Origin of the sequence: Janthinobacterium amylolyticum, from assembly GCF_051380655.1 — a bacterium.
Taxonomy (GTDB): domain Bacteria; phylum Pseudomonadota; class Gammaproteobacteria; order Burkholderiales; family Burkholderiaceae_D; genus Janthinobacterium.
The window spans coordinates 36,689-62,228 of the sequence record NZ_JBNYXL010000002.1; the positions used below are offsets into that span (position 1 = coordinate 36,689).

26 protein-coding genes are annotated in these 25,540 nt (G+C 63.8%); 17 read left to right on the forward strand and 9 right to left on the reverse strand.

Annotated features, from left to right (window positions below; genetic code table 11):
• Positions 1-10: 10 nt before the first annotated feature.
• Positions 11-205 carry a zinc-finger domain-containing protein gene (locus ACQ4WR_RS03775; protein ID WP_102293567.1) on the reverse strand — a complete coding sequence of 65 codons (195 nt, stop codon included), beginning with the start codon at positions 203-205 and terminating at the stop codon, positions 11-13.
• Positions 206-475: 270 nt separating this feature from the next.
• Here ACQ4WR_RS03775 and ACQ4WR_RS03780 point away from each other — a divergent pair, with 270 nt between their 5' ends.
• From ACQ4WR_RS03780 to ACQ4WR_RS03830, 11 genes are all read left to right on the forward strand, one after another.
• Positions 476-1,210 (forward strand): AzlC family ABC transporter permease, encoded by a 735-nt coding sequence (locus ACQ4WR_RS03780; protein ID WP_436485428.1) that lies wholly within the window; start codon positions 476-478, stop codon positions 1,208-1,210.
• Positions 1,203-1,553, forward strand: a complete 351-nt coding sequence (locus ACQ4WR_RS03785; RefSeq protein WP_436485430.1) for an AzlD domain-containing protein — start codon at positions 1,203-1,205, stop codon at positions 1,551-1,553. Before ACQ4WR_RS03780 ends, ACQ4WR_RS03785 begins: the two co-directional genes overlap by 8 nt.
• A 77-nt stretch (positions 1,554-1,630) precedes the next feature.
• Complete coding sequence (locus tag ACQ4WR_RS03790; RefSeq protein WP_436485431.1) at positions 1,631-2,842, forward strand: phosphoglycerate kinase; 1,212 nt, start codon at positions 1,631-1,633, stop codon at positions 2,840-2,842.
• A 113-nt stretch (positions 2,843-2,955) separates the two neighbouring features.
• A complete protein-coding gene (gene pyk / locus ACQ4WR_RS03795) occupies positions 2,956-4,416 on the forward strand; it encodes a pyruvate kinase (protein ID WP_102293564.1) in 1,461 nt (486 codons plus the stop codon).
• Positions 4,417-4,501: 85 nt separating this feature from the next.
• Positions 4,502-5,566: a class II fructose-bisphosphate aldolase gene (fba, locus tag ACQ4WR_RS03800; protein WP_034746119.1), complete on the forward strand. Its 1,065-nt coding sequence runs from the start codon at positions 4,502-4,504 to the stop codon at positions 5,564-5,566.
• Positions 5,567-5,670: 104 nt separating this feature from the next.
• Positions 5,671-6,564: a phosphoribosylaminoimidazolesuccinocarboxamide synthase gene (locus tag ACQ4WR_RS03805; protein ID WP_436485432.1), complete on the forward strand. Its 894-nt coding sequence runs from the start codon at positions 5,671-5,673 to the stop codon at positions 6,562-6,564.
• 1 nt (position 6,565) lies between these two features.
• Positions 6,566-7,066, forward strand: coding sequence for a 5-(carboxyamino)imidazole ribonucleotide mutase (gene purE, locus ACQ4WR_RS03810; RefSeq protein WP_102293562.1), 501 nt, complete (start codon positions 6,566-6,568; stop codon positions 7,064-7,066).
• Positions 7,067-7,081: 15 nt separating this feature from the next.
• Positions 7,082-8,290: a 5-(carboxyamino)imidazole ribonucleotide synthase gene (locus tag ACQ4WR_RS03815; RefSeq protein WP_436485434.1), complete on the forward strand. Its 1,209-nt coding sequence runs from the start codon at positions 7,082-7,084 to the stop codon at positions 8,288-8,290.
• Positions 8,287-9,306: an L-threonylcarbamoyladenylate synthase gene (locus ACQ4WR_RS03820; RefSeq protein ID WP_436485435.1), complete on the forward strand. Its 1,020-nt coding sequence runs from the start codon at positions 8,287-8,289 to the stop codon at positions 9,304-9,306. The genes ACQ4WR_RS03815 and ACQ4WR_RS03820 overlap by 4 nt, the downstream gene beginning before the upstream one ends.
• Positions 9,307-9,547: 241 nt before the next feature.
• Complete coding sequence (locus ACQ4WR_RS03825) at positions 9,548-10,933, forward strand: SGNH/GDSL hydrolase family protein (RefSeq protein WP_436485437.1); 1,386 nt, start codon at positions 9,548-9,550, stop codon at positions 10,931-10,933.
• 109 nt (positions 10,934-11,042) lie between these two features.
• Positions 11,043-11,729 (forward strand): OmpW/AlkL family protein, encoded by a 687-nt coding sequence (locus ACQ4WR_RS03830; RefSeq protein ID WP_180979333.1) that lies wholly within the window; start codon positions 11,043-11,045, stop codon positions 11,727-11,729.
• Between the two features lie 40 nt (positions 11,730-11,769).
• On the opposite strand, the gene ACQ4WR_RS03835 is transcribed toward ACQ4WR_RS03830, so the two are convergent.
• Positions 11,770-12,276 (reverse strand): flavin reductase family protein, encoded by a 507-nt coding sequence (locus ACQ4WR_RS03835; protein WP_102293558.1) that lies wholly within the window; start codon positions 12,274-12,276, stop codon positions 11,770-11,772.
• A gap of 222 nt (positions 12,277-12,498) precedes the next feature.
• On the opposite strand from ACQ4WR_RS03835, the gene msrA reads away from it, so the two are divergent.
• On the forward strand, positions 12,499-13,032 hold the full coding sequence (gene msrA / locus ACQ4WR_RS03840) for a peptide-methionine (S)-S-oxide reductase MsrA (RefSeq protein ID WP_436485439.1): 534 nt from the start codon (positions 12,499-12,501) through the stop codon (positions 13,030-13,032).
• A gap of 22 nt (positions 13,033-13,054) precedes the next feature.
• Here the strand turns inward: msrA and ACQ4WR_RS03845 are convergent, their stop codons facing one another.
• Positions 13,055-14,290, reverse strand: a complete 1,236-nt coding sequence (locus ACQ4WR_RS03845; protein ID WP_436485441.1) for a class I SAM-dependent methyltransferase — start codon at positions 14,288-14,290, stop codon at positions 13,055-13,057.
• 123 nt (positions 14,291-14,413) lie between these two features.
• On the reverse strand, positions 14,414-15,613 hold the full coding sequence (gene pdxH, locus ACQ4WR_RS03850) for a pyridoxamine 5'-phosphate oxidase (RefSeq protein WP_436485443.1): 1,200 nt from the start codon (positions 15,611-15,613) through the stop codon (positions 14,414-14,416).
• Between the two features lie 112 nt (positions 15,614-15,725).
• Here pdxH and tcdA point away from each other — a divergent pair, with 112 nt between their 5' ends.
• Positions 15,726-16,568 (forward strand): tRNA cyclic N6-threonylcarbamoyladenosine(37) synthase TcdA, encoded by an 843-nt coding sequence (gene tcdA / locus ACQ4WR_RS03855; protein ID WP_436485444.1) that lies wholly within the window; start codon positions 15,726-15,728, stop codon positions 16,566-16,568.
• 1 nt (position 16,569) lies between these two features.
• Here the strand turns inward: tcdA and thpR are convergent, their stop codons facing one another.
• Positions 16,570-17,088, reverse strand: a complete 519-nt coding sequence (gene thpR / locus ACQ4WR_RS03860) for an RNA 2',3'-cyclic phosphodiesterase (protein ID WP_436485446.1) — start codon at positions 17,086-17,088, stop codon at positions 16,570-16,572.
• A 94-nt stretch (positions 17,089-17,182) separates the two neighbouring features.
• Between thpR and ACQ4WR_RS03865 the strand changes: the two genes are divergently transcribed.
• Positions 17,183-17,647: an FKBP-type peptidyl-prolyl cis-trans isomerase gene (locus ACQ4WR_RS03865; RefSeq protein ID WP_102293553.1), complete on the forward strand. Its 465-nt coding sequence runs from the start codon at positions 17,183-17,185 to the stop codon at positions 17,645-17,647.
• Positions 17,648-17,731: 84 nt separating this feature from the next.
• Positions 17,732-18,664, forward strand: a complete 933-nt coding sequence (cysK, locus tag ACQ4WR_RS03870; protein WP_102293552.1) for a cysteine synthase A — start codon at positions 17,732-17,734, stop codon at positions 18,662-18,664.
• On the opposite strand, the gene ACQ4WR_RS03875 is transcribed toward cysK, so the two are convergent.
• Positions 18,625-19,941 (reverse strand): SGNH/GDSL hydrolase family protein, encoded by a 1,317-nt coding sequence (locus ACQ4WR_RS03875; RefSeq protein WP_436486086.1) that lies wholly within the window; start codon positions 19,939-19,941, stop codon positions 18,625-18,627. The genes cysK and ACQ4WR_RS03875 overlap by 40 nt on opposite strands.
• A 97-nt stretch (positions 19,942-20,038) precedes the next feature.
• Between ACQ4WR_RS03875 and ACQ4WR_RS03880 the strand changes: the two genes are divergently transcribed.
• Complete coding sequence (locus tag ACQ4WR_RS03880; protein ID WP_436485448.1) at positions 20,039-20,944, forward strand: LysR family transcriptional regulator; 906 nt, start codon at positions 20,039-20,041, stop codon at positions 20,942-20,944.
• Between the two features lie 113 nt (positions 20,945-21,057).
• Positions 21,058-21,459 (forward strand): ribosomal maturation YjgA family protein, encoded by a 402-nt coding sequence (locus tag ACQ4WR_RS03885; RefSeq protein ID WP_102293550.1) that lies wholly within the window; start codon positions 21,058-21,060, stop codon positions 21,457-21,459.
• 6 nt (positions 21,460-21,465) lie between these two features.
• Here the strand turns inward: ACQ4WR_RS03885 and ACQ4WR_RS03890 are convergent, their stop codons facing one another.
• From ACQ4WR_RS03890 to ACQ4WR_RS03900, 3 genes are read right to left on the reverse strand one after another with little or no spacing between them, the layout of a single operon-like run.
• Positions 21,466-24,285, reverse strand: coding sequence for a M16 family metallopeptidase (locus ACQ4WR_RS03890; protein ID WP_436485450.1), 2,820 nt, complete (start codon positions 24,283-24,285; stop codon positions 21,466-21,468).
• Between the two features lie 27 nt (positions 24,286-24,312).
• Positions 24,313-24,753 (reverse strand): conjugal transfer transcriptional regulator TraM, encoded by a 441-nt coding sequence (gene traM, locus ACQ4WR_RS03895; protein WP_436485451.1) that lies wholly within the window; start codon positions 24,751-24,753, stop codon positions 24,313-24,315.
• A complete protein-coding gene (locus ACQ4WR_RS03900) occupies positions 24,753-25,481 on the reverse strand; it encodes a P-loop NTPase family protein (RefSeq protein ID WP_102299113.1) in 729 nt (242 codons plus the stop codon). The genes traM and ACQ4WR_RS03900 overlap by 1 nt, the downstream gene beginning before the upstream one ends.
• Positions 25,482-25,540 lie beyond the last annotated feature (59 nt).

A 25,540-nucleotide genomic window follows, 5' to 3' on the forward strand; every position in this document is an offset into this window, starting at 1 on the left:
GCTGGGCAGTTTAATGGTGGCCGGCGCTGGCGCCTTCCTTCAGGGTGTAGGCGGTGCCGCAGTAAGGGCACTTGGCGATGCCGTCCTTGTTAAATTCCAGGAACACGCGCGGATGCGACGACCACAGCGGCATGGCCGGGTTAGGGCAGTGGGCTGGCAAGTCTTTACCGTCGAGTTCGACCGCTGGCTGGGTGGATTTTGTCATCTTGTCATGCTCCGTGAGGCTGTATGGAAGGAAGTCGGCTGCTGCCAAAAGCACGATTTTAACGGATTCAGGCAGCCAGCAAAAATCGTCGCTAAAATGGCGTCTTGATCATCTTCGGCTGCGGCGCGGTTTTTTGCGGAAACAGGGCACTTGCAGCGCCACACTGACTGGATTTGCCTTGCCGGTATCACCGTTGCGTCCACTTCGCCCCGTCCGCCTCGCGCGCACCATTGTTGTGCAGTTACCACAGTCCGTCCGCTGGAGCGCCGCGTGAACGCCGTGGTGGCCGCGCCGGACGATGGCGTGCTGAAAGACGCCTGGCGTGCCGGCCTGAAGCTGGGCGCGCCCAGCCTGCTGGGCATTGCCGCCTGGGGCATGGTAGTGGGCGTGGCCATGGTCAAAAGCGGCCTGACGGTGACGCAGGCCGGGGCCATGACCTTGCTGGTCTTTGCCGGCTCGGCCCAGCTGGCCGCCTTGCCCTTGCTGGCCGCGCACGCGCCCGTGTGGGTGATCTTCGCCACGGCCCTCGTCGTCAATTTGCGTTTCGTCATCTTTTCCGTGCTGCTGGCGCCGCACTTTGCCCACCTGCCATGGCGCCAGCGCTTTGCGCTCGGCTATGTTTCAGGCGACATCACCGTGGGCCTGTTCCTGCAGCGCTACCCGGACGAAACGCCGGACCCGGCCAAGCTGCCCTTCCTCAAGGGCCTGATCTACCCCAACTGGCTGGCCTGGCAAATCGGTTCCTTCATCGGCATCGTGCTGGGCGCCGTCGTGCCGGCCGAGTGGGGGCTGGGTTTTGCCGGCACGTTGGCGATCCTGTGCGTGACGATACCGCTGATCCTCAGCCGCGCCGCCCTGTGCGGCGTGCTGGTGGCGGGCACGGTGGCCGTGCTGGCGTATGGCTTGCCCTATAAACTGGGCTTGCTGGTGGCCGTGCTGGTGGGCATGCTCAGCGCCATGGCGGTGGAAGAATTGACGGAAAAGTGGACAAAACGCCATGTTTGAGAGTATCGATTGGGGCCGCCTTGATGTGTGGATTGCCATCGCCGTGCTGGCGGTGGCCACGGCCGCCACGCGCAGCACCTTCTGGCTGATCGGCCACCACATCACGATTCCCCGGCGGGTCGGCGAGATGCTGCGCTATGCGCCGGCATGCGCGCTGGCGGCCATCATTGCGCCCGACATGCTGCTGGAAGGGCAGCAGGTGCACTTCGAATTATCTAACTTGAAACTCTTGTCGGGTATTGCCGCCACGATCTTTTTCGTGATTCGCCGTAATATGTTGCAAACCATTGTATTTGGCATGCTGGTTTTCACGGGCTTGCGACTGTTGCACGTTTTTCAGTAAAGCAGGACAAATCGGCGATTTGGTCTGGTCATTGCGGTAAAATAGCGCACTTCCTTCCACTCGTCATCTGGATCGCCATGTCAGCTGTTCTCAACTTCATCCGTCTGCAAGATTTGATCGACCAAAATGCACTGCAAGGCAAGCGCGTGTTTATCCGCGCCGACCTGAATGTCCCGCAAGATGACAGTGGCAAGATTACCGAAGACACGCGTATCCGCGCCTCGGTGCCGGCCATCCGCGCCGCCCTCGACGCTGGCGCCGCCGTCATGGTGACGTCGCACCTGGGCCGTCCGACGGAAGGCGAGTTCAAGCCGGCCGACAGCCTGGCGCCCGTGGCTGCCCGCCTGTCCCAGCTGCTGGGCCAGGAAGTTGCATTGAAACAAGATTGGATCGATGGCGCCGGCCTGGAATCGCTGGCCGCCGGTCAAGTGGTCTTGCTGGAAAACGTGCGCGTGAACAAGGGCGAAAAGAAAAACAGCGATGAGCTGGCGCAAAAAATGGCCAAGCTGTGCGATATCTACGTCAATGACGCGTTCGGCACGGCCCACCGCGCCGAAGCATCCACCCACGGCATCGCCAAGTTCGCGCCCGTCGCCTGCGCCGGTCCGCTGCTGGCCGCCGAACTCGATGCGCTGGGCAAAGCCTTGCACGCGCCGGCCCGTCCCTTGCTGGCTATCGTTGCCGGCTCGAAAGTATCGAGCAAGCTGACCATCTTGAAAGCCCTGTCCGACAAGGTCGATAACCTGATCGTCGGCGGCGGCATCGCCAACACCTTCATGAAGGCCGTCGGCTTGAACGTCGGCAAGTCGCTGGTGGAAGCCGAACTCGTCGATGAAGCCAAGGCCATCATCGAGATCATGGCCAAGCGCGGCGCGCAAGTGCCGATTCCCGTCGATGTTGTGTGCGCCAAGGAATTCTCGCCAACGGCAGCCGCCACCGTCAAGGATGTGGCCGACGTGGCGGACGACGACATGATCCTCGATATCGGCCCGAAAACAGCGGCCCTGCTGGCGCAGCAGATCGGCGCCGCCGGCACCATCGTCTGGAACGGCCCGGTCGGCGTGTTCGAATTCGACCAGTTCGGCAACGGCACCAAGACATTGGCGCTGGCCATTGCCGCATCGAAAGCATTCTCCATTGCCGGCGGTGGCGACACCCTGGCGGCGATTGCAAAATACGACATTACCGATAAAATCAGCTATATCTCGACGGGCGGCGGCGCCTTCCTGGAGTTCCTGGAAGGCAAGACTTTGCCAGCCGTCGAAATCCTCATGCAGCGCGCCGCCTGAGGCGCGGCAGTTAGCAGTTCAGTACCAAGCGCAGCCTGACCGCTGCGCTTTTACCTTGCCGGGCGGTTCAGCCGCCAGGTCTTGCTCACCTTCGCTCGCGCACAAGGAATCCTATGCCACGTGGTACAAAAATCGTAGCAACAATCGGCCCCGCCTCTACCGACTTCGATATCCTGGTCAAGATGATACGGGCGGGCGTCGACGTGGTGCGCTTGAATTTTTCCCACGGCAAGGCGCAGGACCATATCGACCGCGCGGCGCTGGTGCGCCTGGCGGCGCTCGAATGCGGCCGCGAAGTGGCCATCATGGCCGACATGCAGGGGCCGAAGATTCGCGTCGGCAAGTTTGAAAATGCGCGCATCCAGCTCGAAGCGGGCGACAAGTTCATCCTCGACGCCAAGTGGGGCGAGAACGGCGAACTGGGCAATCAGGAACGTGTCGGCCTCGACTACAAGGCCCTGCCGCGCGACCTGCACAAGCACGACGTGCTGCTGCTCAATGACGGCCTGATCGTGCTGATCGTCGAGCGCATCCACGGCAGCGAAATCCATACCACCGTCAAGATCGGCGGCGAGCTGTCGAACAACAAGGGCATCAACCGCCAGGGCGGCGGCCTGTCCGCGCCGGCTTTGACGGCGAAAGATATGGAAGACATCAAGACGGCCATGAGTTTCCAGGCCGACTATCTGGCCATTTCCTTCCCGAAATGCGCGACCGACATGGAAATGGCGCGCCAGCTGGCCAATATCGCCGGCGAACCGTATCACCACAAGCCGATGATGATCGCCAAGATCGAGCGCGCGGAAGCCATTCCGGCCTTGCAAGAGATTCTCGATGCGTCGGACGGCATCATGGTGGCGCGCGGCGACCTGGCCGTGGAAGTGGGCAACGCGGCCGTGCCGGCCCTGCAAAAGCGCATGATCAAGATGGCGCGCGCGTCAAATAAACTGGCCATCACGGCCACGCAGATGATGGAATCGATGATCGTCAACGCCGTGCCGACCCGCGCCGAAGTGTCGGACGTGGCGAACGCCGTGCTCGACGGCACCGACGCCGTCATGACGTCCGCCGAGACGGCTTCTGGCAAGTACCCGATCGAGACGGTGGAAATGATGGCCGCCATCTGCGTCGAAGCGGAGCAGTCCGAATACAACAAGCTCGACGCTGATTTCCTCAACGTCACGTTTACCCGCATCGACCAGTCGATCGCGTATGGCGCGCTGTTTACGGCCCATCACCTGCGCGTGAAAGCCATCGTGGCGCTGACGGAGTCCGGTTCCACGGCCTTGTGGATGAGCCGTCACAGCATCGACACGCCGATCTACGCGCTCACGCCCAGCGTCACAACCTTGCGCAAAGCGGCGCTGTACCGCAATGTACGCGCGTATCATCTGATGCAGAACGCCCCCAGCGCGCAAGTGCTGAAGCAGGCGGAAGATTTACTGGTGGAACAGGGTATCGTCAGGAAGGGCGACATGATCGTCGTCACCTGGGGCGAGCCGATGGGCCAGGTGGGTGGCACGAACGCATTGAAAATCGTCAAGGTCGGCGATCTTGACTCCGTGCTGATTTGATATAAAGAATGCAGGCGCCGGCGCGGCAGTCAGTCATCCGCCGCGAAGCGCCGCAACGGTTTCTATTGTTATCTGGAGTATTACCATGTCTCTCGTATCCATGCGTCAACTGCTGGACCACGCCGCCGAAAACGGTTACGGCATTCCTGCTTTCAACGTCAACAACCTGGAGCAAGTGCAGGCCATCATGGCTGCCGCCGACGCGCTCAACAGCCCGGTGATCATGCAGGCGTCCGCTGGCGCGCGCAAGTACGCCGGTGAAGCGTTCCTGCGCCACCTGATCGACGCGGCCGTCGAAGCGTATCCGCACATTCCCGTCGTCATGCACCAGGATCACGGCCAGTCGCCGGCCGTCTGCATGGCCGCCATCCGTTCGGGTTTTACTTCCGTGATGATGGACGGTTCGCTGGAAGCGGACGGCAAGTCGGTTGCCTCGTATGAATACAACGTGGAAGTGTCGCGTGAAGTGGTGAAATTCTCGCACGCCATCGGCGTGACGGTGGAAGCGGAACTGGGCGTGCTCGGTTCGCTGGAAACCATGAAGGGCGACAAGGAAGACGGCCACGGCGCCGACGGCACCATGACCCGCGAACAACTGCTGACGGACGTGGCGCAAGCGGCCGATTTCGTGCAGCGCACCCAGTGCGACGCGCTGGCGATCGCCATCGGCACCTCGCACGGCGCCTACAAATTCACGCGCAAGCCGACGGGCGACATCCTGGCCATCGACCGCATCAAGGAAATCCACGCGCGCATCCCGAACACCCACCTGGTGATGCACGGCTCCTCGTCGGTCCCGCAGGAATTGCTGGCCATCATCCGTGAATTCGGCGGCGACATGAAGGAAACCTACGGCGTGCCAGTCGAGGAAATCCAGGAAGGCATCCGTCACGGCGTGCGCAAGATCAATATCGACACCGACATCCGCCTGGCGATGACGGCCGCGATCCGCAAGTACCTGTTCGAGAACCCGTCGAAATTCGACCCGCGCGACTACCTGAAGCCAGCCCGTCTGGCTGCTGAACAAATCGTGCGCGCGCGCATGCAGGCGTTCGGCTGCGAAGGCCAGGCGTCGAAAATCAAGGCCATGCCACTGGAAAAAATGGCCGAGCGCTACAAGGCCGGCGAGCTGTCGCAGATTGTGAAGTAAAATTCTGTCTGGAACGGGCCGGATGCAATCCTCCGTGCCCGATTTTCTCGACCGGCAGGCGCCCCCTGCCTGCCGGTTTCGTTTCATCCAACTATTCCCCCGCTATGAACAGCCTCTATCAGACTTCCATCCATTCCCTGCCACTGCTGGGCCACGGCAAGGTCCGCGACAACTACGCCGTTGGCGACGACAAGATCCTCATCGTCACGACGGACCGCCTGTCGGCCTTCGATGTCGTCATGAACGAGCCTATCCCCGGCAAGGGCATGGTCCTCAACCAGATGAGCGACTTCTGGTTCGAGAAACTCGGCCATATCGTGCCGAACCACCTGACCGGCGTCGCGCCTGAGTCCGTGGTGGCAGCGGATGAAGTGGAGCAGGTACGGGGTCGTGCCGTCGTGGCCAAGCGCCTGAAACCGATCATGGTCGAGGCGGTCGTGCGCGGCTACATCATCGGTTCGGGCTGGAAAGATTACCAGGAGTCGGGCAGTATCTGCGGCATCGAATTGCCAGCCGGCCTGCAGCAGGCGGCCAAGCTGCCGGAGCCGATTTTTACGCCGGCGGCCAAGGCCGAACTGGGCGAGCATGATGAAAACATCAGCTTTGCTGAAATGGAACAGCGCATCGGCTCCGAGCTGGCCGCCAAGATGCGCGATGTCGCCATTCAACTGTATAAAACCGCCGCCGAATATGCGGCCACGCGCGGCATCATCATCGCCGACACCAAGTTCGAATTCGGCCTGGACGACAATGGCGTGATGCACCTGATGGATGAAGTGCTGACGGCCGATTCGTCGCGCTTCTGGCCCGCCGATTCCTACCAGGAAGGCATTTCGCCACCGTCGTTCGACAAGCAATTCGTGCGCGACTACCTGGAAACGTTGACCTGGGGCAAGACCGCACCAGCGCCTGCACTGCCGGCCGACGTCATTGAAAAAACCCAGGCCAAGTATTTTGAAGCCATCGAACGCCTGACGGGCGAGAAGCTGAAGGCATAAGATGGCAGAGCAAAACAAGCCTTTGGTTGGCGTCATCATGGGCTCGTCCTCGGACTGGGACGTGATGCAGAACGCGGTCGCCATCCTGAAACAGTTTGGCGTGCCCTTCGAGGCGCAAGTCATTTCCGCGCATCGCATGCCGGACGAAATGTATGCGTACGCGAAAAGCGCGCGCGCGCGCGGCTTGCGCGCCATCATCGCCGGTGCCGGCGGCGCGGCCCACCTGCCTGGCATGGTGGCGGCGATGACCATCGTGCCCGTGCTGGGCGTGCCCGTGCCATCGAAATACCTGCGTGGCGAAGACTCCATGCTGTCGATCCTGCAAATGCCCAAGGGCGTGCCGGTGGCCACCTTCGCCATCGGTGAAGCGGGCGCGGCAAATGCGGCGCTGACGGCGGTGGCCATGCTGGCCGCCAACGACGACGCCCTGGCGGAACAGCTCGAAGCTTTCCGCGCCACGCAAACGGCCGCCGCCAAGGCGATGGTCTTGCCGCTTGAATAATGTGCTTGAAAAATAATGAATAGTAAATTGACTTCCCCATTGCTGCCTGCCGCCCATCCATCGGCATGGCTGGGTGTGATGGGCGGCGGCCAGCTGGGCCGCATGTTTGCCCAGGCCGCCCAGAGCATGGGCTACCAGGTTGCAGTTCTTGAACCTGTGCTGGAACCGGCCGCCACTTGCCCTGCGGGGCAGGTGGCGCAGCGCTTGATCAACGCCGGCTATGACGACGAGGCCGGCCTCGACGCGCTGGCCGCCCAGTGCCTGGCCGTCACCACGGAATTCGAGAACGTGCCGGCCGGCAGCCTGTCGCGCCTGGCCAGTCACGTCTTCGTGGCGCCCAATGCCCACGGCGTGTCGGTGGCGCAAGACCGCATCGCGGAAAAACGTTTCTTTGTCGATTGCGCCGCCAAGTCGGGCGTGCTGCCGGCGCCGCACATGGTGATCGCCACGCAAGACGATATCGACGCCATCGGCGACGACTTATTGCCAGGCATCTTGAAAACCGTGCGCATGGGCTATGACGGCAAGGGCCAGTTCCGCGTGCGCACGCGCGACGAGGTGCGTGCCGCGTTCGCGGAAATGGGCGAAGTAACTTGCCTGCTGGAAAAAATGCTGCCGCTGGCGTATGAAGTGTCGGTGCTGACGGCGCGCGGCGCGGATGGCGAATCGGTCGTGTATCCGATCGCCGAAAACGTGCACCGCGACGGCGTGCTGTTTACCACCACCGTGCCGGGGCCGAACGTCTGCGACGACAGCGCTGCCAAGGCGCAGCGGGCGGCGCAAGCCATGGTCGCCGAACTCGGCTACGTGGGCGTGCTGTGCATCGAATTTTTCGTGCTGGAAGACGGCAGCCTGGTGGTCAATGAAATGGCCCCGCGGCCGCACAACAGCGGCCACTACACGATGGATGCCTGCGTCACCAGCCAGTTCGCGCAGCAGGTACGGGCCATGGCGCGCTTGCCGCTGGGCGACGTGCGCCAGCATTCGCCGGCCGTGATGCTCAACATCCTCGGCGACGCCTGGTTTGCCGACGGCGGCGATGTCGCCAGCGAACCGGCCTGGGACCGCATCCTGGCGCTGCCGGGCGCCTGCCTGCACCTGTACGGCAAGGATGATCCGCGGCGTGGCCGCAAGATGGGCCACCTGACCCTGGTCGCGTCCACCTTGCCGGAAGCGCAGCAGCGCCTGCACGATGCTTGCCTGATCCTGGGAATCGCGCCGTGAGCGTGCCCGCACACGACCTGCAAGCCGCCGCCGCCGTGCTGGAAGCGGGCGGTCTCGTCGCTTTCCCCACGGAAACCGTGTATGGCCTGGGCGCCGATGCGGAAAACCCGGCCGCCGTGGCGCGCATTTACGAAGCCAAGGGACGTCCATCCGACCATCCCGTGATCGTGCACGTGGCGCCCGGCGCCGACCTGGCGCACTGGTCCGACGACATTCCAGTCGAGGCGGAACAGTTGGTGGCCGCCTTCTGGCCCGGTCCGCTGACCCTGATCGTCAAGCGCGCCGCGCATATTCCCGACGCCGTTTCCGGCGGCCAGGATACGGTGGGCTTGCGCTGTCCGTCGCACCCGGTGGCTATCGAATTGCTACGCACCTTCAAGGGCGGCAAGGGCGGGCTGGCGGCGCCGTCGGCGAATAAATTCGGCAATGTCAGCCCGACCACGGCGCAGCACGTGCGCGATGAATTCGCGGCGGAACTCGCTAGCGGCTTGTTGGGTGCCGTGCTCGATGGCGGACAGAGCGATGTCGGCATCGAATCGACCATCGTCGACCTGTCGCGCCTGGCCACGCATGGCCCCGTGTTGTTGCGCCCTGGTCATATCAGCAGCGAACAAATTGCCGCCGTCATCGGCCGCGCGCCGGCCATGGCCGACGCCGCCGCGCCGCGCGCATCGGGCACCCTGGAATCGCACTACGCGCCACACACGCCTGTTGCGATGCAGCACAGCGATGCGCTGGGCGAAACGCTGAACCGGTTGCTCAACGATGGACGCCGCGTTGCCCTGATCCATTACTCGGACATGCCGCCTGCCAGCGCCAGCGTGCGCCTGGCCGCCGTGCCGGAAAGCTATGCACACGCGCTGTACGCCTCGCTGCGCACGATGGACCAGGTGGGCGCCGAGCTGATTCTCGTCGAGGCGCCGCCCACCGGCCCGCAGTGGCTGGGCATCAATGACCGTTTGCGGCGTGCCGCGTTCGGCTCAAGTGGTATCTTGCAGCAATTTCTATCCGTATGAAAAGAGCCCCGCAAGGGGCTTTTTCTTGATGCGGCGCAATAGAGATGCTTGCCACGAAACATCTTTCCTCCCCCATAATCGATGCATCCGTTCCACTGCGACCGGGTGCCGGCGTTGTTGTAAATTGGCTGATTTTTCAAACATAATTTATATACAAGCCCCATGAACGATGGCATATTAGTTGGGTAGCGAATAGCACGCCCGTTCGTTTAGAAACCAGAAAAAGACCCGAGGAGACAAAATGCATCAAACAAAATTCGCGCTGGCCGTGTTGGCGGCGGCTGTCCTGGCAGGTTGCGGCGGCGCCAGCGGCGGTGATCAAACGCTGAAAACCAAATACTCGGCGCAGGTGTCGTTCGGCGACAGCCTGTCCGACGTGGGTTCGTACGCCGTCGGCACCGTGCTGGCGAAAGGCGGCGGCAAATTCACCATCAATGGCAACAACACCGCCATCAATCCTGAACTGACCGGCAAGAACTGGACCGAGCACCTGGCCGCCCAGTTCAGCCTGCCAGTGCCATGCGCCGCTGAAACGGGCCTGGAAGGCAACGCCGCACAAGGCCTGGCCGTTGCGCGCGTCAAGCATGCCGGCTGCTTCGGCTATGCCATGGGCGGCTCGCGCGTGACCAATCCGGTCGGTCCGAACAACAAATTGACGGGCAGCGCGCTGGGCGCACTGACCGTGCCCGTGGTCACGCAGATTGCCAATCACCTGGCCGTCTCCGGTGGCAAGTTCAGCGGTACGGAAGCCGTCTTCGTGATGGCCGGCGGCAATGACGTGCTGTTCCAGCTGGGCGGCCTGCAAGCTGGCGCGACGGCGGCCGGCACCAAGGCCGGCGCCGATGCGGGCGCGCTGGCCTTCGCCACCAACCTGACCATGGCCCTGGCCGCTGGCGCCACCAATCCGGCTACGGCAGCAGCGTCGATCGGCGCCGCCATCAAAGCGGCCAGCGCCGCGCCTGGCGCCACGTCGACGACGATCGTCGGTGCTGGCGTGCAAGCGGCTGTTCTCGCCGGTAACACGAATGCGCCAACCCTGGCGCCTGCTCTGGCCGCCAAGGCGCAGGCCGATGCGACCGTCACGGGTAACGCCGCCGGTGCCAAGGCCGGTGCCGACTATGCCGTGGCGCAAGGACCTGTGCTGATTGCTTCCATGAAACAGGCCGGCATCGAGCTGGTGGCGCTGGTCAAGGACCAGATCATTGCCAAGGGCGCCAACTATGTGGTGGTCAACAACCTGCCGGACGTGGCCGGTACGCCATCGGGCCTGAGCAAGGATGCCAATACCAAGGCCCTCATCAACGCCATGGTCAGCGCCTTCAACGGTGAGCTGAGCTCCGGCTTGAACGGCAACGCGAAGGTCTTGCTGGTCGACGTGTTTGCCGTCAGCCATGACCAGGGCGTCAATCCCGGTCCATATGGCCTGACCAATGTCAGCGAGACGGCGTGCGACCTGACGCCGGCGAAAAACATCCTGGGCAGCTCGCTGGTGTGCAACGGCTCGAACCTGAAAACGGGCGATGTCAGCCACTACGCCTATGCCGACGATGTGCATCCGACGCCGTTCAACAACCTGCTGCTGGCCCGTTATGTGGCCAAGGAAATGGTTGTGCGCGGCTGGCTGTAAACGAAGGCAGCACCGGCGGCGCCCCGGAGGCGTGGCCGGTGCCGATAGCGGCAAGACTCGGCAAGACTCGATAGCGGAACACTCCGCACACAATGAATCAGGAGACAAGATGAAGAATCGTTTGAATACCGCCGTGCGCGTGCTGGCTGCGGCTGCCGCGATGGCCGTGGCGACGGGCGCCTCGGCGCAAAGCGCGGGTACCTGGATGGTCAAGGCCGGCGTGAACAAGATCACGCCGCACGTGGATAGTGGCGATGTGTCGGCACCGGCGTTGCCGGGCACCAAAGCCGACGTCAAGTCGGATACCAAGCCCATCCTGACGTTTGCCTACATGCTCACCGATAATGTTTCGGCGGAAATGATCCTGGGCGTGCCGTACAAGCATGAGCTGGTGGGCGATGGCGCCATCAAGGGTACGGGCAAGCTGGGGACGGCGGAAGCCTTGCCGCCGACGGCCTTTATTCAGTACCGTTTCTTCCAGCCCAATGCGATGATCCGTCCTTACGTGGGTGCGGGCCTGACGTATGCTTACTTCCAGAAGGAAAGAGGTTCGGGGCAGCTGACGGCGTTGCTGGATCCGGGTGGCAAGCCGGTCACCTACAGCATGAAGAACAAGCTGGCAGGCAGCCTGGTGGTCGGCAGTACGCTGGCCATCAACGAGCGCTGGTTTGCCGACGTGGCCGTGGTCAAGACGTTCCTGAAAACCAAGGCGACATTCTCCACCGGCCAGACACAGAGCATCACCCTGGACCCGCTGGCGGTGAGTGTCAGCATCGGCTACAACTTCAAGCTGTAATGCAAAAAAATCCGCCTCGGCGGATTTTTTTTGGGCTTGATCAGGCGGCAGGCGTATTGAACTTGCCGTTGTGGAAGATTAGCGGCGGCTGCGAGGCGAACGCGCATTGCTCCACCTCGCCCACGAAAATGACGTGGTCGCCTTCCGGGTAGCGGCTGCGGTTGTGGCACTCGAACCAGGCCGATGCGCCTTTCAGGATGGGCTGGCCCGTGCGCGACAGTTCGTATTCGACGTCATCGAAGGGATTCGGCGTGCGGCGTGAAAAGCGCGTAGCCAGTTCCGCCTGCTCTGCGCCCAGCACATTGATGACGTAATGGGAGTTGCCGCTGAAGATGGGCATGCTGTTGGCGACCGAGCCCAGGCTCCACAGCACCAGCGGCGGCGACAGCGAGACGGAATTGAAGGAACTGGCCGTGAGGCCGCGGAAACTGCCGTCGGCCAGGCGCGTGGTGATCACCGTCACGCCGGTGGCAAACTGCGACAATGCCTGACGGAAATGTGCCGTATCGAATTCTTGCGCGGGCGCGCGGGGAGAGCGTGTGTTCATGGGTGACCTGTCTATTTGCTGCCATTATGCCAAAAATCGGCCAGGCCAGCGCAATTGTGGCCCGTCCTGCGCTATGTGCGGTACACCACGCGCCGTGGCAAGCGGCACTGCAGGCCCCGCCGCTTTGCGTTACAGTGGTGGAAGAGGCAAGTATGTCCTGCTCAAGCAGACAGCCGGGGCAGGCGGCGCTGGCCGGCGCGTATATTTTTGCAGGAGAGCATCATGAATGGACAGACGGAAATCGCGGTGCTGGGAGGCGGCTGTTTCTGGTGCCTGGAAGCCGTATACCTCGAGGTGCGCGGCATCACGCGGGTGGCGTCCGGCTATACGGGCGGCAGCGTGCCGCATCCCACGTATGAGCAGATCTGTACGGGCCAGACGGGCCACGCGGAAGTGGTGTGGCTGGAATTCGACCCGGCCGTGATCAGCTACCACGACATACTCGAGATATTTTTCACGATCCACGATCCCACCACCCTGAATCGCCAGGGCAATGATGTGGGCACGCAATACCGTTCCGTCATCTACTACCAGTCGCCGGAACAGGAGAAAGTCGCGCGCAAGGTCATCGCCGCAATGGCCAGCGTGTGGGATGCGCCCATCGTCACGCAACTGGCGCCGGCCCAGCCGTATTACCAGGCCGAGGCCTACCACCAGCAGTACGTGGCGCAGCATCCGCTGCAGGGCTATTGCGCCTGTGTCGTCGCGCCCAAGGTGGAGAAACTGCGCGTCATGTATGCGCACCGCGTGAAGTGAGGCAGCGCTTGCCTGCTGGCGCTCAGGCCGTCAACACGGGTGCCGGCGTCGCGCTTTTCTCATACATGTAGTTGCGCGACCAGGGCAGGGTGGACGAGCGCCGTCCCGCCTTCACGCAGACGATCTGGTACAGGCTGATCAAATCCTGTTCGAAGGCATAGGCGCAGCCGGCCAGGTAGACGTGCCAGATGCGGAAGCGCCGCTCGCCCGCCAGCGGCCGGATCTGCTCGGCATGGGCTTCAAAATTTTCCGTCCACAAGGCGCAGGTGCGCGCATAGTGGCGGCGCAGGTTTTCCACGTCCAGCACTTCCAGCCCCCCTTGCTGCATGGTTTTCAGCACATTGCCGATGTGCGCCAGTTCGCCATGTGGAAACACGTATTTTTCGATGAATTCGCCGCCGCCATACGGCGTTTCGCCGTTGTCCGGGTCGGTCGAGGTAATGCCGTGGTTCATCGCCATGCCGTCCGGCGCCAGCAGCTTGTTGATGATGCTGAAATACTCGGGCAAATGTTTCAGGCCCACGTGTTCGAACATGCCCACGCTGGTGATGCGGTCGAACTGGCCCGTGACGTCGCGGTAGTCCTGCAGGCGGATCTCGATCAGGTGCTCGAGGCCGGCGGCCGCCACGCGCTCGCGCGCCAGCGCATACTGGTTTTCCGACAGGGTCACGCCCACGCAGCGGGCGCCGTAGTGCTGCGCCGCGCGCATCACCAGCGCGCCCCAGCCGCAGCCGATGTCGAGCAGGGTCTGGCCCCGCTGCAGCTGGATTTTTGTCAGGATATGGTCGATCTTCTTGACCTGCGCCTGTGCCAGGGTTTCATCGCCGTTTTCAAAGTAGGCGCAGGAATACACGAGGGCGGGGTCGAGGAATTGCTGGTAGAACGCGTTCGACACGTCGTAGTGATAGCGGATGGCTTCGGCATCCTTGCTCTTGTCGTGCGTAAAGCTGCGCACGATGCGGGCCAGCTTGCCTTCCGGCTTGAGGGTGTTGCGCGCCAGGGCGTTACAGATGGCAATCATGTCCATGGCCGTGCCCTTGACCTCGATATTGCCTTCCACATAGGCCGAACCGAGATTGGCCAGCGAAGGGTTCAGCAGATAGCGGGCCGAGGCGGCGGTGGGCAGGCGGATGGTGACTCTGGGCGCTTCACTCGACAGGTCGACGTGCTGGCCGTTCCACAATTCTATGCGCAGCGGCAAGGCGGTCTTGCTGCGGATACCGGCGATCCAGGACTTGAGTTGGTTTTGTACAAACAAAATGGCCTCCAATGAAGCGGCCGCTGACGCGGCCGTAAATTGAGAAACAATGATCTAAGCACTACACCTCATAGCCTACACCTATATTGCCGGGCTTGCTTTGCGCCGCCTTGGCCACGCGCTTCAAGGCTGCAGGCGCTGCATGCTCCATTGCCCGTCCGCCCCGCGCGTGTAGACGATGCGGTCGTGGAAACGCGAGCGGCGCCCCTGCCAGAATTCGATGCGTTCCGGCTGCAAGCGGTAGCCGCCCCAGTGTTCCGGACGCGGCGGCGGGGCGTCGCCGATGGCGGCAGCCACGGCCGCGTAATTGCTTTCCAGCGCGGCGCGGTCGGCGATGGGCGCACTTTGTTGCGAGGCAATCGCCGACAACCGGCTCTGCACGGGGCGCACATTGAAATACTCGTCGCTCTCGGCGGCCGTGGTTTTCACCACCGTGCCTTCGATGCGTACCTGCCGCTCCAGCTCGCGCCAGAAAAACAGCAGCGCCGCATGGGGGTTCTGTTCCAGCTGGCGGCCCTTGTCGCTATTGTAATTCGTGTACCAGGTAAACCCCCGCTCGTCGAACTGCTTGATCAGCACGATGCGCGAACTGGGCTTGCCGTCAGGCGTGACGGTGGACAAGTCCATGGCGTTCGGTTCGATCACCTGGGCCTTGACGGCCTCGCCGAACCATTTCTGGAACTGCGCGACAGGATCGGCCAGCACATCCGTCTCGTTCAGGCTGGACTGCACGTAATCGGTGCGCATGGCCGCCAGCACGGCGGCCGGGTCCGGCGTTTCCGCGGCCTCGGGGGCGATGCCGCGGCGGCGCTGCATGGCCGTGCCCAGCTGCTCCATCTGCTGCGGGCTGAACAATCGCTTGGCCATCGGCGCCAGCTGGCCCTCTTCCTTGGCCATGTGCGCCTGGTAGGCGGCCACATACGCGGCCACGCCTTCGGCGGACAGCTGCGTACCCGCGCCGGCCGCGATGGCGTCGAGTTCCGGGCGCAGGGTCAGCCAGGCCTGGTCCATGCGCTGGTGGTCGGCAAGGATTTCCGGCACCAGGGTTGCCAGCAGCGTGGCATCATCGCCCGTGGCCGTCGCCTGCAGCATGGGCATCAGGTCCTGCTCTTCGTCGTCATGGTGCAGGTGCGCGGCCTTATTAAAATATTGCAACACCGCCTTGGCCGCCTGCCGGGCATCCGCCGTGTTGCCATGCTGTGCCAGGTGGCCCAGCAGGTTTTGCAAGGTCGTCAATTGCTTGCGGATCTTGTCGTGGCAATGCTTGAGTACGGCGATGGGCTGGTCAAAGCCGGGAACAGGGTCGAACAGGGGGGTAGTCATGGCGTGTTCTCATGGTGGGCGGTGTTGGGGCGCGGCGACAGGGTGGGTTGTCGCTGTGTCTATTCAGCTATTTTAGAATATCCGTCAGCGCAGTGTCCGTTAAAATGGCGGCATGCATACCTCCACCCATGAACTAATTTCCACGGACTTGACCGAGATCGATTTTGAGCGCCGTTTCGGCGGCATTGCCCGCCTGTATGGCGCCCCCGCACTGGAACGTTTCCGCGCCGCCCACGTGTGCGTGATCGGCGTGGGCGGCGTCGGCTCCTGGATCGTCGAAGCGCTGGCGCGCAGCGCCGTCGGCCGCCTGACCCTGATCGACCTGGATAATGTTGCCGAATCGAACATCAATCGCCAGATCCAGGCCATGAGCGACACCATCGGCAAGGCCAAGATCACGGCACTGGCCGAGCGCATCGAACTGATCAATCCGTTTTGCCAGGTCACGCAGATCGAGGATTTCATCGCCCCCGACAACCTCGAGCAATTGCTGGGCGGGCGCGATTTCGATTATCTGATCGACGCCATCGACAATGCCAAGGCCAAGGCGGCCGTGATCGCGTATTGCCGCGCGCGCAACATTCCCATGCTGACCATCGGCAGCGCGGGCGGCCAGACGGACCCGACCCTGATCGCCGTGCGCGACCTGTCGAAAACGGAACAGGAACCGCTGCTCAAGCGGGTGCGCAAACTGTTGCGTACCGAATATGGTTTCCCCCGCGGCGTGAAAAACAAATTCAATGTCGACGCCGTGTTTTCCATGGAGCCTTTGAGCACGCCCGAGAGCACGGAAGCCTGCGCCGTCGACGGCACGGCCGCTGGCGTGACGGGCCTGAACTGCGCCGGCTTCGGTTCCAGCGTGGTGGTCACGGCCAGCTTCGGCATGGTGGCGGCCGCGCATGCGCTGAAGACCTTGCGCCAGGACAAGGCGCTTGCCTTGCCGGCAGCGGCATAAGTCAACGCAAATCGCGGCGCGCCACGACGCGGTAGTCGCCGCTGCTTTTCAACGATTCCACCAGCACCAGTTCGCGCGCTTGCCACTGCACGGGAGACGGGCGTTCCGGCGGCGGGGGCGGCGTCTGGCGCGCCAGGGTCACGTGCGGCGTAAAGCGGTCGTGCTCGAAACGGGGTGCCAGGCCTTGCTCCGCCAGCGCCCGCATGCAGGCGCCGCGCAAGTCCAGCAGGGCGGGCGAGGGCCGTGCCAGGCCGGCCCAGGCCAGGGCCAGCCTGGGGAAACGGCCGACGTGGTCGAATACCAGCGGCATGGCGCGCGCCGGCAAGTCTTCCAGGATGCCCAGCAGGGCGGGCAGCTCGGCGGGCGGGCGCTGGCCCAGGAAGGCCAGGGTCAGGTGCAGCTTGTCCGGCCGCGTGGGGTTGCCGCCCAGGCCGGCTTGCCAGGCGGCCAGCGCCGCGCGCGTGGCGGCATCGGGCCACAGGGCGTAAAACAGACGGGGAAAGTGTGAGTCGGGCGACAAGTTTTTCATATCGTTGCGGCGGTTTGCTATCATTGGCGTTCCCTGCCATGTTTGCGCGCAGGGATCTTACCGAAACTCACTGAAAGAATACATCATGACGCGTAGCTCCGTTTTGTTTGCCCTGATCTGCTCCGTCGCCGCGTCGCTGGCGCAGGCACAGGCGCCAGCCCCTGTTCCCGCATCCGCCGTATCGATGAGCCCAGGCCCTGTCGCCGACAAGCTGATCATCATCGACAACAAGGTCGGCACGGGCAAGGAAGCGAATGCCGGCAATACCGTGGTCGTGCACTACACGGGCTGGCTGTACCGTCCGCTGGCGAAGAATTCGCGCGGCAAGCAGTTCGACAGCTCCGTGGGCCGTGGCCCCTTCGACTTCCAGCTGGGCAAGGGCATGGTCATCAAGGGCTGGGACCAGGGCGTGGCCGGCATGAAAGTGGGCGGCAAGCGCACCCTGATCATTCCTGGCGAACTGGCCTACGGCCCGCGTGGCGCCGGCAATGGCGACATTCCACCGAACTCGGCACTGATCTTCGACGTGGAACTGCTGGACGTGAAGTAATTGCTTTTCCACCAGCGGCGCCGCTGCGCGCCGCTGGTAAAACGCGGTAGACTGGGGTTTCTTGAAATAGCGGAGATTCCTTCCATGAACATCGCCAACGACGTCACTGAACTGATCGGCAACACTCCCCTGGTGCGCATCAACCGCATCGCCGCCGGCTGCACTGCCACCATCCTGGCCAAGCTCGAATTCTACAATCCCGCGCACAGCGTCAAGGACCGCATCGGCCTGGCCATGATCGTCGCCGCCGAAAGCGCCGGCAAGATCCATGCCGATACCGTCATCGTCGAACCCACCAGCGGCAACACGGGCATCGCCCTGGCCATGGTCTGCGCCGCGCGCGGCTACCGCTGTACCCTGGTCATGCCCGACACCATGAGCCGCGAACGGCGCATCCTGCTGCGCGCCTACGGCGCCGAACTGGTGCTCACGCCGGGCAGCGAAGGCATGCTGGGCGCCATCCGCAAGGCCGAGGAAATGGTGGCGGCCGATCCGCGCTACCTGATGCTGCAGCAATTCAACAATCCCGCCAATCCCGCCATCCACCGCGCCACGACGGCCGAGGAAATCTGGCGCGATACGGATGGGCAGGTCGACATCGTCATCGCCGGCGTGGGCACGGGCGGCACGATCACCGGCATCGGCGAAGTGCTGAAGGAACGCAAGCCCGGCCTGCAAGTGATCGCCGTGGAACCGGAAGCGTCGCCGATGCTGTCGAAGGGCACGAAAGGGCCGCACCCGATCCAGGGCATCGGCGCCGGTTTCGTGCCGCAGATCCTTAACACGGCCATCTACGATGAAATCATTTGCGTCAAGAATGACGACGCGTTCGCCACGGCGCGCCTGGCCGCCAGCGATGAAGGCTTGTTGGTCGGCATTTCGTCGGGCGCCGCCCTGTGGGCCGCGCTGCAAGTGGCGCGCCGCCCGGAGAACGCGGGCAAGAACATCGTCACCATCATCCCGTCGTTCGGCGAACGCTACTTGAGCACGGCCTTGTACGCGGGCCTGGGCGATTGATTGCCAAACAGTAGCGTCAGGTCGACCGCCTCGGCCAGCGCGCGGTTGCCCGCGTCGCCCGGGTGCAGGTGGTCGCCCGAATCGTAGGCGGGCAGCAGGCGCAGCGGATGGGCCGGATCGCGCGCCCAGGCGTCAAAATCGAGCACCGCGTCAAAACTGCCGCTGTCGCGTATCCACGCATTGAGCCGCTGGCGCAATGCGTCTTTTTCCTCTTGGTAATAGTCGTCCAGCGGCGTGCCCGGCAAGGCGCCGGCGAATGGCGTCAGGGTGGCGCCGATCACGCGCACGCCGCGGCTGCGTGCCTGCGCGATCAGCTGGCCGTAGCCACTCTTCAACGCCGCCAGCGTGGGCCGCTTTTCCTGCCGCGCGAACGCCGTGCCGGGCCAGCTGATGTCATTGATGCCGATCAGTACAATCGCCGTGCGCACGCCCGGCTGCTCCAGCACGTCGCGCCCGAAGCGCGCCAGGGCCTTCTCGCCCATGCCGTCAGACAACAGGCGCGCACCGGAAATGCCCGCGTTGATGACGGCCACGCCGTGCGGCGCCAGGCGTTCGGCCAGCACGTCGGGCCAGCGCGTGTCGCGTCCCAGGCTGGCGCTGGCGCCATCGGTGATGGAATCGCCAAGGATGGCCACCGCCTGCGTCCCCTCTGCTGCTTCCACTTGTATCGCGCTCAGCAACAGGCGCGCCGTCGTCGTCCGCACCCCGGCCTGTTGCGTGTCGATGCGCGCGGCGCGCGTCCGCTCGCCTGGCGCCAGCCACGCCGTCTCGCGCCCGTCCCAGTGAAAGGTGGATGCCGGCGTGGCTTGCGGCAGGTACATGCTCACCGTCAGCCGCGCCAGGTCCGGCACGGCAAGGTCGACGGGATCGCTGACCAGCGGCGCGCCGGGCACCACCGTGGCCGATGGCTGGCCAGAAAACGTCAGGCTGCGCAGGCTGCCGGGCTGGAGCGTTGAATCCTGCGCGCTCAGTGCCACGCTGGCCGCGCCGATGCGCAGCGGCAGCGTGCCATACGCATTCGACAGCACGATGCGTACGCGCCGCCCGCCCACGCTCAGGCGCGCCACCTGGCGGATGGTCTGGTCATGCACGACGGCCGGCACGTTGCTGGGAAACAGGAAATCGCTTGCCCAGACGGCTTGCGGGCTGGCCGTCCAGCTGGCCAGCCAGGCGGCATGGGGCTGGCTGGCGGGTTCGGCCGCCTGGGCGGCGGCGCTACCCAGGGACAAGGAAAGGGCCAGCGCGGCGCTGGCGGGGAAGGCATGCAGGAAGGTCATGGTGTCAGGCTCCGTCAAGGGGATGCGCCATGATGCCGCCCGTCTCATTTATGTACTAGACTGTCGTAGAGAAGAACATTTATGAGTTGAATTCACAATGGGCAGAGTGGACGTCAATCGCTCGGGCGAGCTGGAAATATTTGTCAGGGTCATCGAACTGGGCGGCTTTTCAGCGGCCGCGCGTGCCTGCGGCATGACGCCATCGGCCGTCAGCAAGCTGGTGTCGCGGCTGGAGCAGCGCCTGGGCGCGCGCCTGCTGAACCGTTCCACGCGCCAGCTGCAACTGACGGCCGAAGGCTGCGGCCTGTATGAGCGGGGCGTGCAGGTGCTGGCGGCGCTGGACGAGGCCGAGCGCTGTGCCGGCGTCCAGGGCACGCCGCAGGGCCGCGTGCGCATCAACGCCAACGTGCCGTTCGGCCAGCATTTCCTGTTGCCGCTGGCGCCCCTGTTCCTCGCGCGTTATCCGCATGTGACGCTCGATATCGTGCTCACCGATACCGTCGTCGATATCCTCGAGCAGCGCACCGACGTGGCCGTGCGGGCCGGCCCGCTGGCCAGTTCCAGCCTGATGGCGCGCAAGCTGGGCCAGACGCGCATGCTGATCGTGGGCGCACCCGCCTACCTGGCGCGGCGCGGCACGCCGCAGCTACCGGCCGAGCTGGCCGTACACAACCTGCTTGACGCCAATTACGCGCGCTCCCGCTCGGGCTGGCCATTGCGCCAGGCCGGCAGCGACATCGTCGTACCCGTCACCGGCAATGCGCAGGCCAGCGACGGCGAAGCCTTGCGCCAGCTGGCGCTGGCGGGACTGGGACTGGCGCGCCTGGCCGCCTTCCAGGTGCGCGCCGATCTCGCGGCAGGCCGCTTATCGGCCGTGCTGGAAGACTGCAATCCGGGCGACAGCGAGGAAGTACATGCCGTGTACGTGGGACAGGGCGGCCATCTGCCGCTGCGCGTGCGCGCCTTGCTCGATTTCCTGGCGGAACACGTGAAGTTCGATTGAACTTGCTTTGACGAAATATGCGCCAGGCAGGCACGGCAGGCGCAGTACAATATCGCCATACAATAAATGCAGGCCGCAATGGGTCGGCCCGTATCGTGTCTCTGAATGGAAATATGTTCCTGGTAAAACCTGAACGCCGCCGCCTGCTGCAGGTGGGCGCGGCTGTGGCTGTCATCGCGCTGGGCCTGGCCTCGCGCTCTTATCCCCAATTGCTTCCCGCCGCGCTGGGGAAATATCCGGGCGACGCCCTGTGGGCCATGATGATCGTCTTTGGGCTGGGCGCCATCGCCACGCGCATGCGCACCTGGCAACTGGCCCTGTGGTCACTGCTGATCTGCTTTGGCGTGGAATTTGGCCAGCTGTACCAGGCGCCATGGATCGTCGCGCTGCGCGCGCATCCGCTGGGCCACCTGGTGCTCGGTTCCACCTTCGGCTGGGTGGACTTGATCGCCTACTCGGCCGGCGTGGCGCTCGCGGCGCTGGTGGATGCAGCGGCGCTGTTCAAGCGCCGCTGACCCGCATTACTTCACGTTGCCCTCGGCGTCACGCACTTCCACGGGTGCCAGTTTCAGTTTCGACAGTTGCGGGGCGATCTTCGCCTTGTCGCCCACGCCGATGACGATCAGCTTTTCTGGCTGCAGGTATTTTTTTGCCACCTGCTGCACCTGCTTGTCCGTCACGCCCGCAAAGCGCTGCGGCAAGGTGGTGTAGTAGTCCAGGCCCAGGTCGTAGATATACGTGTTGGCCATGCTGGCGCTGATGCTGGCATTCGTCTCGAACTGGCCCGGCAGGGACAGCACTTGCGAATTGCGCGCGTTCGCCAGTTCCTTTGCCGATAGAGGCTTGGCGATCATGGCGCGGATTTCCTTGAAGGTTTCCGATACGGCCGGGCCCGTCACATCGGTGCGCACGCCGGCGGCGATCGAGAACGGTCCCGGATGGCGGCGGTACTGGAACTGCGAACGCACGCCGTAGGTATAGCCCTTTTCTTCGCGCAGGTTCGTGTTCAGGCGGCTGGTAAACAAGCCGCCCAGCGCCGCGTTCATCACTTGCAGCGGCGCATAGTCGGGCGTCGTGCGGGCCACGGCGATGGTCGACAGGCGCACGGCCGATTGCGGCGCGCCCGGCTTGTCGACGAGGATCAATTTTGCCTGCGTCGTCCGTGGCGCCGCCACCACGGCCGGCGTGATGGTGCCCGGCTTCCAGGCGCCGAACTTGGCTTCGGCCAGCGCCTTCAATTCCGTTTCGCCGATATCGCCCGAGACGATCAGCGCCGCATTGTTCGGCACATAGTGCTGCTGCCAGTAGCCTTGCAGGTCGGCGCGGCTGGCCGCCTTCAGCGCCGCTTCCGTGCCCAGCTGGATGTAGCCGTACGGGTGCTGCGGGCCGTACAGGGCCGCCGCTTCCACCCTGGCCGCGACGGCGCCCGCGTTTTCACGCTGCTGCGCCAGTTCGCCGATGCGGCTGGCGCGCTGGCGTTCCACTTCCTCTTGCGGGAATTGCGGATGCTGCACCACGTCGGCCAGCACATCGAGCGCTTGCGGGAAGGTGGCTTTGAGCGACGTCAGCTGGGCAAACGAGGCATCGGTGCCGGAACCGGTGCCGAGGAAAGCGCCCAGTTGCGCCACGTCGTCGGCGATCTGCGGCGCGCTGCGCGTGGCCGTGCCTTCCTGCAGCAACTGCGCCGTAAAGCTCGACAAGCCCGGCTGCGTCAGCGGATTGGCGCCCGAGCCGCTCTTGATGACCAGCTGGCTCGACACGAGCGGCACGGCCGGGTTGTAATGGTGGATCACCGTCAAGCCGTTGCTCAGGGTGAAGGATTTACCTTGCGGCAGCACGATCTTCGGTGCGGGGCCGGCGGTCGGCACCTTGTAGCGCCATTGTTCATCCGCATTGATGGCCGTGCCTGGCGCCGGCTTGACCTTGCCCGGCGCCGGCGTTGGCACTTCCGCGCCCAGGTCCGGCGTGCCGGGCACGCCATACACGACCACGCGCGACTGGTTCTTCAAATAGGTATCGACGGCGCGCTGCACCCCGGCCACCGTCACCTGGCGGTAGCGTTCGATATCCTTGGCCAGGTAGCCGGGGTCGCCCACGTACTGGTTGTATTCGTTGAGCAAGTTGGCCACGCCGTGGCCGCCCATCTTTTCCACCTGGCTCAGCATGCTTGTCTCGATGCTGTTGCGCGCCCGTTCCAGTTCCTTCTCGGTGGGGCCCTTGGCGCGCAGCTGTTCCAGCTCGGCCTGCAGGGCCTGCTCGATTTCCTCCGGCTTGCGGCCCGGGCGCGCCGTGGCGTCGATGGTGAAGATGGAGGTCAGCGCGTTGGAGCCCTGTCTGGCGCCCACGTCCTGCGCGATCTGCTTGTCGTACACCAAGGATTTATACAGGCGGCTGGACTTGCCGCCGGCCAGGATTTGCGCGGCCATCGACAGTTCCGCGTCATCCTTGGTGTAGGCGGACGGCGTCAGCCAGGCCATGTAGACGCGCGGCAATTCCACTCTGTCCTGCACCACGATCCTGCGCTCCTGCGTGATGGGCGGCGTCACGACATCGGGTTTCGGCACGGCCGGGCCGCTCTTGAAACTGCCGAAATATTTGTTGACCAGTTCCTTGGTCCTGGCCTTGTCGATGTCGCCGGCGATCACCAGGCTGGCATTGTTGGGACCATAGTATTTGGTGAAGAAATCCTTGATGTCGGCCAGTTTTGCATTCTGGATATCCGCGTGCGAACCGATGACGCTGGCGTAATACGGGTGACTCTTGGGAAACAGCTGGTGGTACAGGGCTTCCTGCACGATGCCGTATGGCGCGTTTTCCACGCTCTGGCGGCGCTCGTTGCGCACCACGTCCTGCTGGTTCGTCAGGGCCGTCTGGTCGAGCACGTCCAGCAGGTAGCCCATGCGGTCCGAATGCGCCCACAGGGCCAGTTCCAGCTGGTTCGACGGCACCGTGTCGAAATAATTGGTGCGGTCGAAATCCGTGCTGCCGTTCGAATCCGTGGCCCCCGCGCCTTCGAGCAGCTGGTCGGCCATGCCGCGCGGCACGTGCTTGGTGGCGGCAAACATCATGTGCTCGAACAGATGCGCAAAGCCCGTCAGCCCTGGCGCTTCATTCGCCGGCCCCACGTGGTACCAGATGTTGACGGCCGTGACGGGCAATTTATGGTCTTCCACGAGTATCACGTCCAGGCCGTTGGGCAGCGTGTATTTCTCGTAGGCGATATTCGGCACGGCCGTGGCGCCCGTCGTGACAGCCGCATCGGCGGCGTGGACGAGGCTCATGGGGGCGCCGTACAGCGACAGCATCAGGGCGGGAATGGCCAGCAGTTTGATCGGTTTCATGCGTGCTTCCAAGGTGGGGGAGAGTGGCTACGGCTGGCGCGTGGCTGGCGTAGAAGTTACTGATGGTGCATTTTTGTACAGCAAGGCCGCGCCGCCCAGCACCAGCAGGGCGCAGGCGACCGAGACCACGGCAGCCGCGCCCAGCAGACGCCATTCGCGCGGCGTGAAGCCGGCCGGCGCGGTCGGCGCTGGTACTGGCGCTGGCACGGGCACGGGCACGGCTGGCGGCGCGGCGCCCGCTGCCGTGGCAGGGGCGGGGGCCTGGGAAGGCGCGGCCGGCAAGCCGCCCGCCGCGCGTGCCTGCGCCGCCAGCGCCTGCGTGGCCGCGTCCAGCAGGGCCAGCTGGCGCTCGACGGTTTCCGCCAGCACGGCTTCGTTCAGCGCCACCAGGGCGAATATCGGGTCATCGACGTCGATCCGGATGCCCGTCTTGTCGAACACGTGGGTGCGCAGTTTGTGCTGGTCCACTACCATTGCACCTTGTCCAGTTGTTCGAAGATGTCGCGGTAGACGACCTTGATGCGCTGCTTTTCCATGATGTTGAACTTGTCGTTCTGCAGCACTTCCTGCATCGTCAGGCGCGCCGTGTTCATTTTCTTGACGTCGGCGCCAAAGGTGTCGGGATTGCGCTGGCTCAGGGTCACGCTGCCTTTCACGCGCGCGCGGTTGTCGCTGTACGACTGCGATTCCATGAACTGCTTGCCGGACGCCGATTGCAGCAGGCCGAAGTGTTCGTTTTGCCACAGCACCAGCGGCACCTTGGTCGATTGCGCCGTGGCGACAAAGCCCGTGGCCGTGTCGTGCAGGGTGTCGCCGCCGCCGACGATGGTGTGGATGTAGACCTTGCGGCCGGATTCTTCCAGCAGCGAAAAGCAGTCGTTTTCCAGCAGGTAGCCCATCAGCGGCGAAAAGGTGTTCGCGCCATTGTCGACCACGCAGTTGCCTTCTTCGCCGAGGATATCGATCATCAGCGCATCGAAGCGTTTCGGGTCGATGTTGCGCGCATCCGTCATCACGGGCACGTGTTTGACATTCATCGCCTTGTAGCGCGAAAAAGTGGCGTTTTCCTGATCGGTGTCATAGCAGCGCAGGGGCGTGCCATCCTTGCCGCCCATCCATTGCGCCAGCAGGGTCGAGACCAGGGTCTTGCCGATGCCGCCCTTGCCCTGCAGGATGAAATGTACCGTGTTTTGCATTGCGACTACTCCAAGTTGTTGCGTCAGTGACTACAAAAGTTCCGTGACAGCGGCGATTG

Coding starts and splice junctions, on each gene's coding strand:
- ACQ4WR_RS03775 (WP_102293567.1), bottom strand. CDS start 205: ATGACAAAATCCACCCAGCCAGCGGTCGAACTCGACGGTAAAGACTTG.
- ACQ4WR_RS03785 (WP_436485430.1), top strand. CDS start 1,203: ATGTTTGAGAGTATCGATTGGGGCCGCCTTGATGTGTGGATTGCCATC.
- ACQ4WR_RS03790 (WP_436485431.1), top strand. CDS start 1,631: ATGTCAGCTGTTCTCAACTTCATCCGTCTGCAAGATTTGATCGACCAA.
- pyk (WP_102293564.1), top strand. CDS start 2,956: ATGCCACGTGGTACAAAAATCGTAGCAACAATCGGCCCCGCCTCTACC.
- fba (WP_034746119.1), top strand. CDS start 4,502: ATGTCTCTCGTATCCATGCGTCAACTGCTGGACCACGCCGCCGAAAAC.
- ACQ4WR_RS03805 (WP_436485432.1), top strand. CDS start 5,671: ATGAACAGCCTCTATCAGACTTCCATCCATTCCCTGCCACTGCTGGGC.
- purE (WP_102293562.1), top strand. CDS start 6,566: ATGGCAGAGCAAAACAAGCCTTTGGTTGGCGTCATCATGGGCTCGTCC.
- ACQ4WR_RS03815 (WP_436485434.1), top strand. CDS start 7,082: ATGAATAGTAAATTGACTTCCCCATTGCTGCCTGCCGCCCATCCATCG.
- ACQ4WR_RS03825 (WP_436485437.1), top strand. CDS start 9,548: ATGCATCAAACAAAATTCGCGCTGGCCGTGTTGGCGGCGGCTGTCCTG.
- ACQ4WR_RS03830 (WP_180979333.1), top strand. CDS start 11,043: ATGAAGAATCGTTTGAATACCGCCGTGCGCGTGCTGGCTGCGGCTGCC.
- ACQ4WR_RS03835 (WP_102293558.1), bottom strand. CDS start 12,276: ATGAACACACGCTCTCCCCGCGCGCCCGCGCAAGAATTCGATACGGCA.
- msrA (WP_436485439.1), top strand. CDS start 12,499: ATGAATGGACAGACGGAAATCGCGGTGCTGGGAGGCGGCTGTTTCTGG.
- pdxH (WP_436485443.1), bottom strand. CDS start 15,613: ATGACTACCCCCCTGTTCGACCCTGTTCCCGGCTTTGACCAGCCCATC.
- tcdA (WP_436485444.1), top strand. CDS start 15,726: ATGCATACCTCCACCCATGAACTAATTTCCACGGACTTGACCGAGATC.
- ACQ4WR_RS03865 (WP_102293553.1), top strand. CDS start 17,183: ATGACGCGTAGCTCCGTTTTGTTTGCCCTGATCTGCTCCGTCGCCGCG.
- cysK (WP_102293552.1), top strand. CDS start 17,732: ATGAACATCGCCAACGACGTCACTGAACTGATCGGCAACACTCCCCTG.
- ACQ4WR_RS03875 (WP_436486086.1), bottom strand. CDS start 19,941: ATGACCTTCCTGCATGCCTTCCCCGCCAGCGCCGCGCTGGCCCTTTCC.
- ACQ4WR_RS03880 (WP_436485448.1), top strand. CDS start 20,039: ATGGGCAGAGTGGACGTCAATCGCTCGGGCGAGCTGGAAATATTTGTC.
- ACQ4WR_RS03885 (WP_102293550.1), top strand. CDS start 21,058: ATGTTCCTGGTAAAACCTGAACGCCGCCGCCTGCTGCAGGTGGGCGCG.
- ACQ4WR_RS03890 (WP_436485450.1), bottom strand. CDS start 24,285: ATGAAACCGATCAAACTGCTGGCCATTCCCGCCCTGATGCTGTCGCTG.
- ACQ4WR_RS03900 (WP_102299113.1), bottom strand. CDS start 25,481: ATGCAAAACACGGTACATTTCATCCTGCAGGGCAAGGGCGGCATCGGC.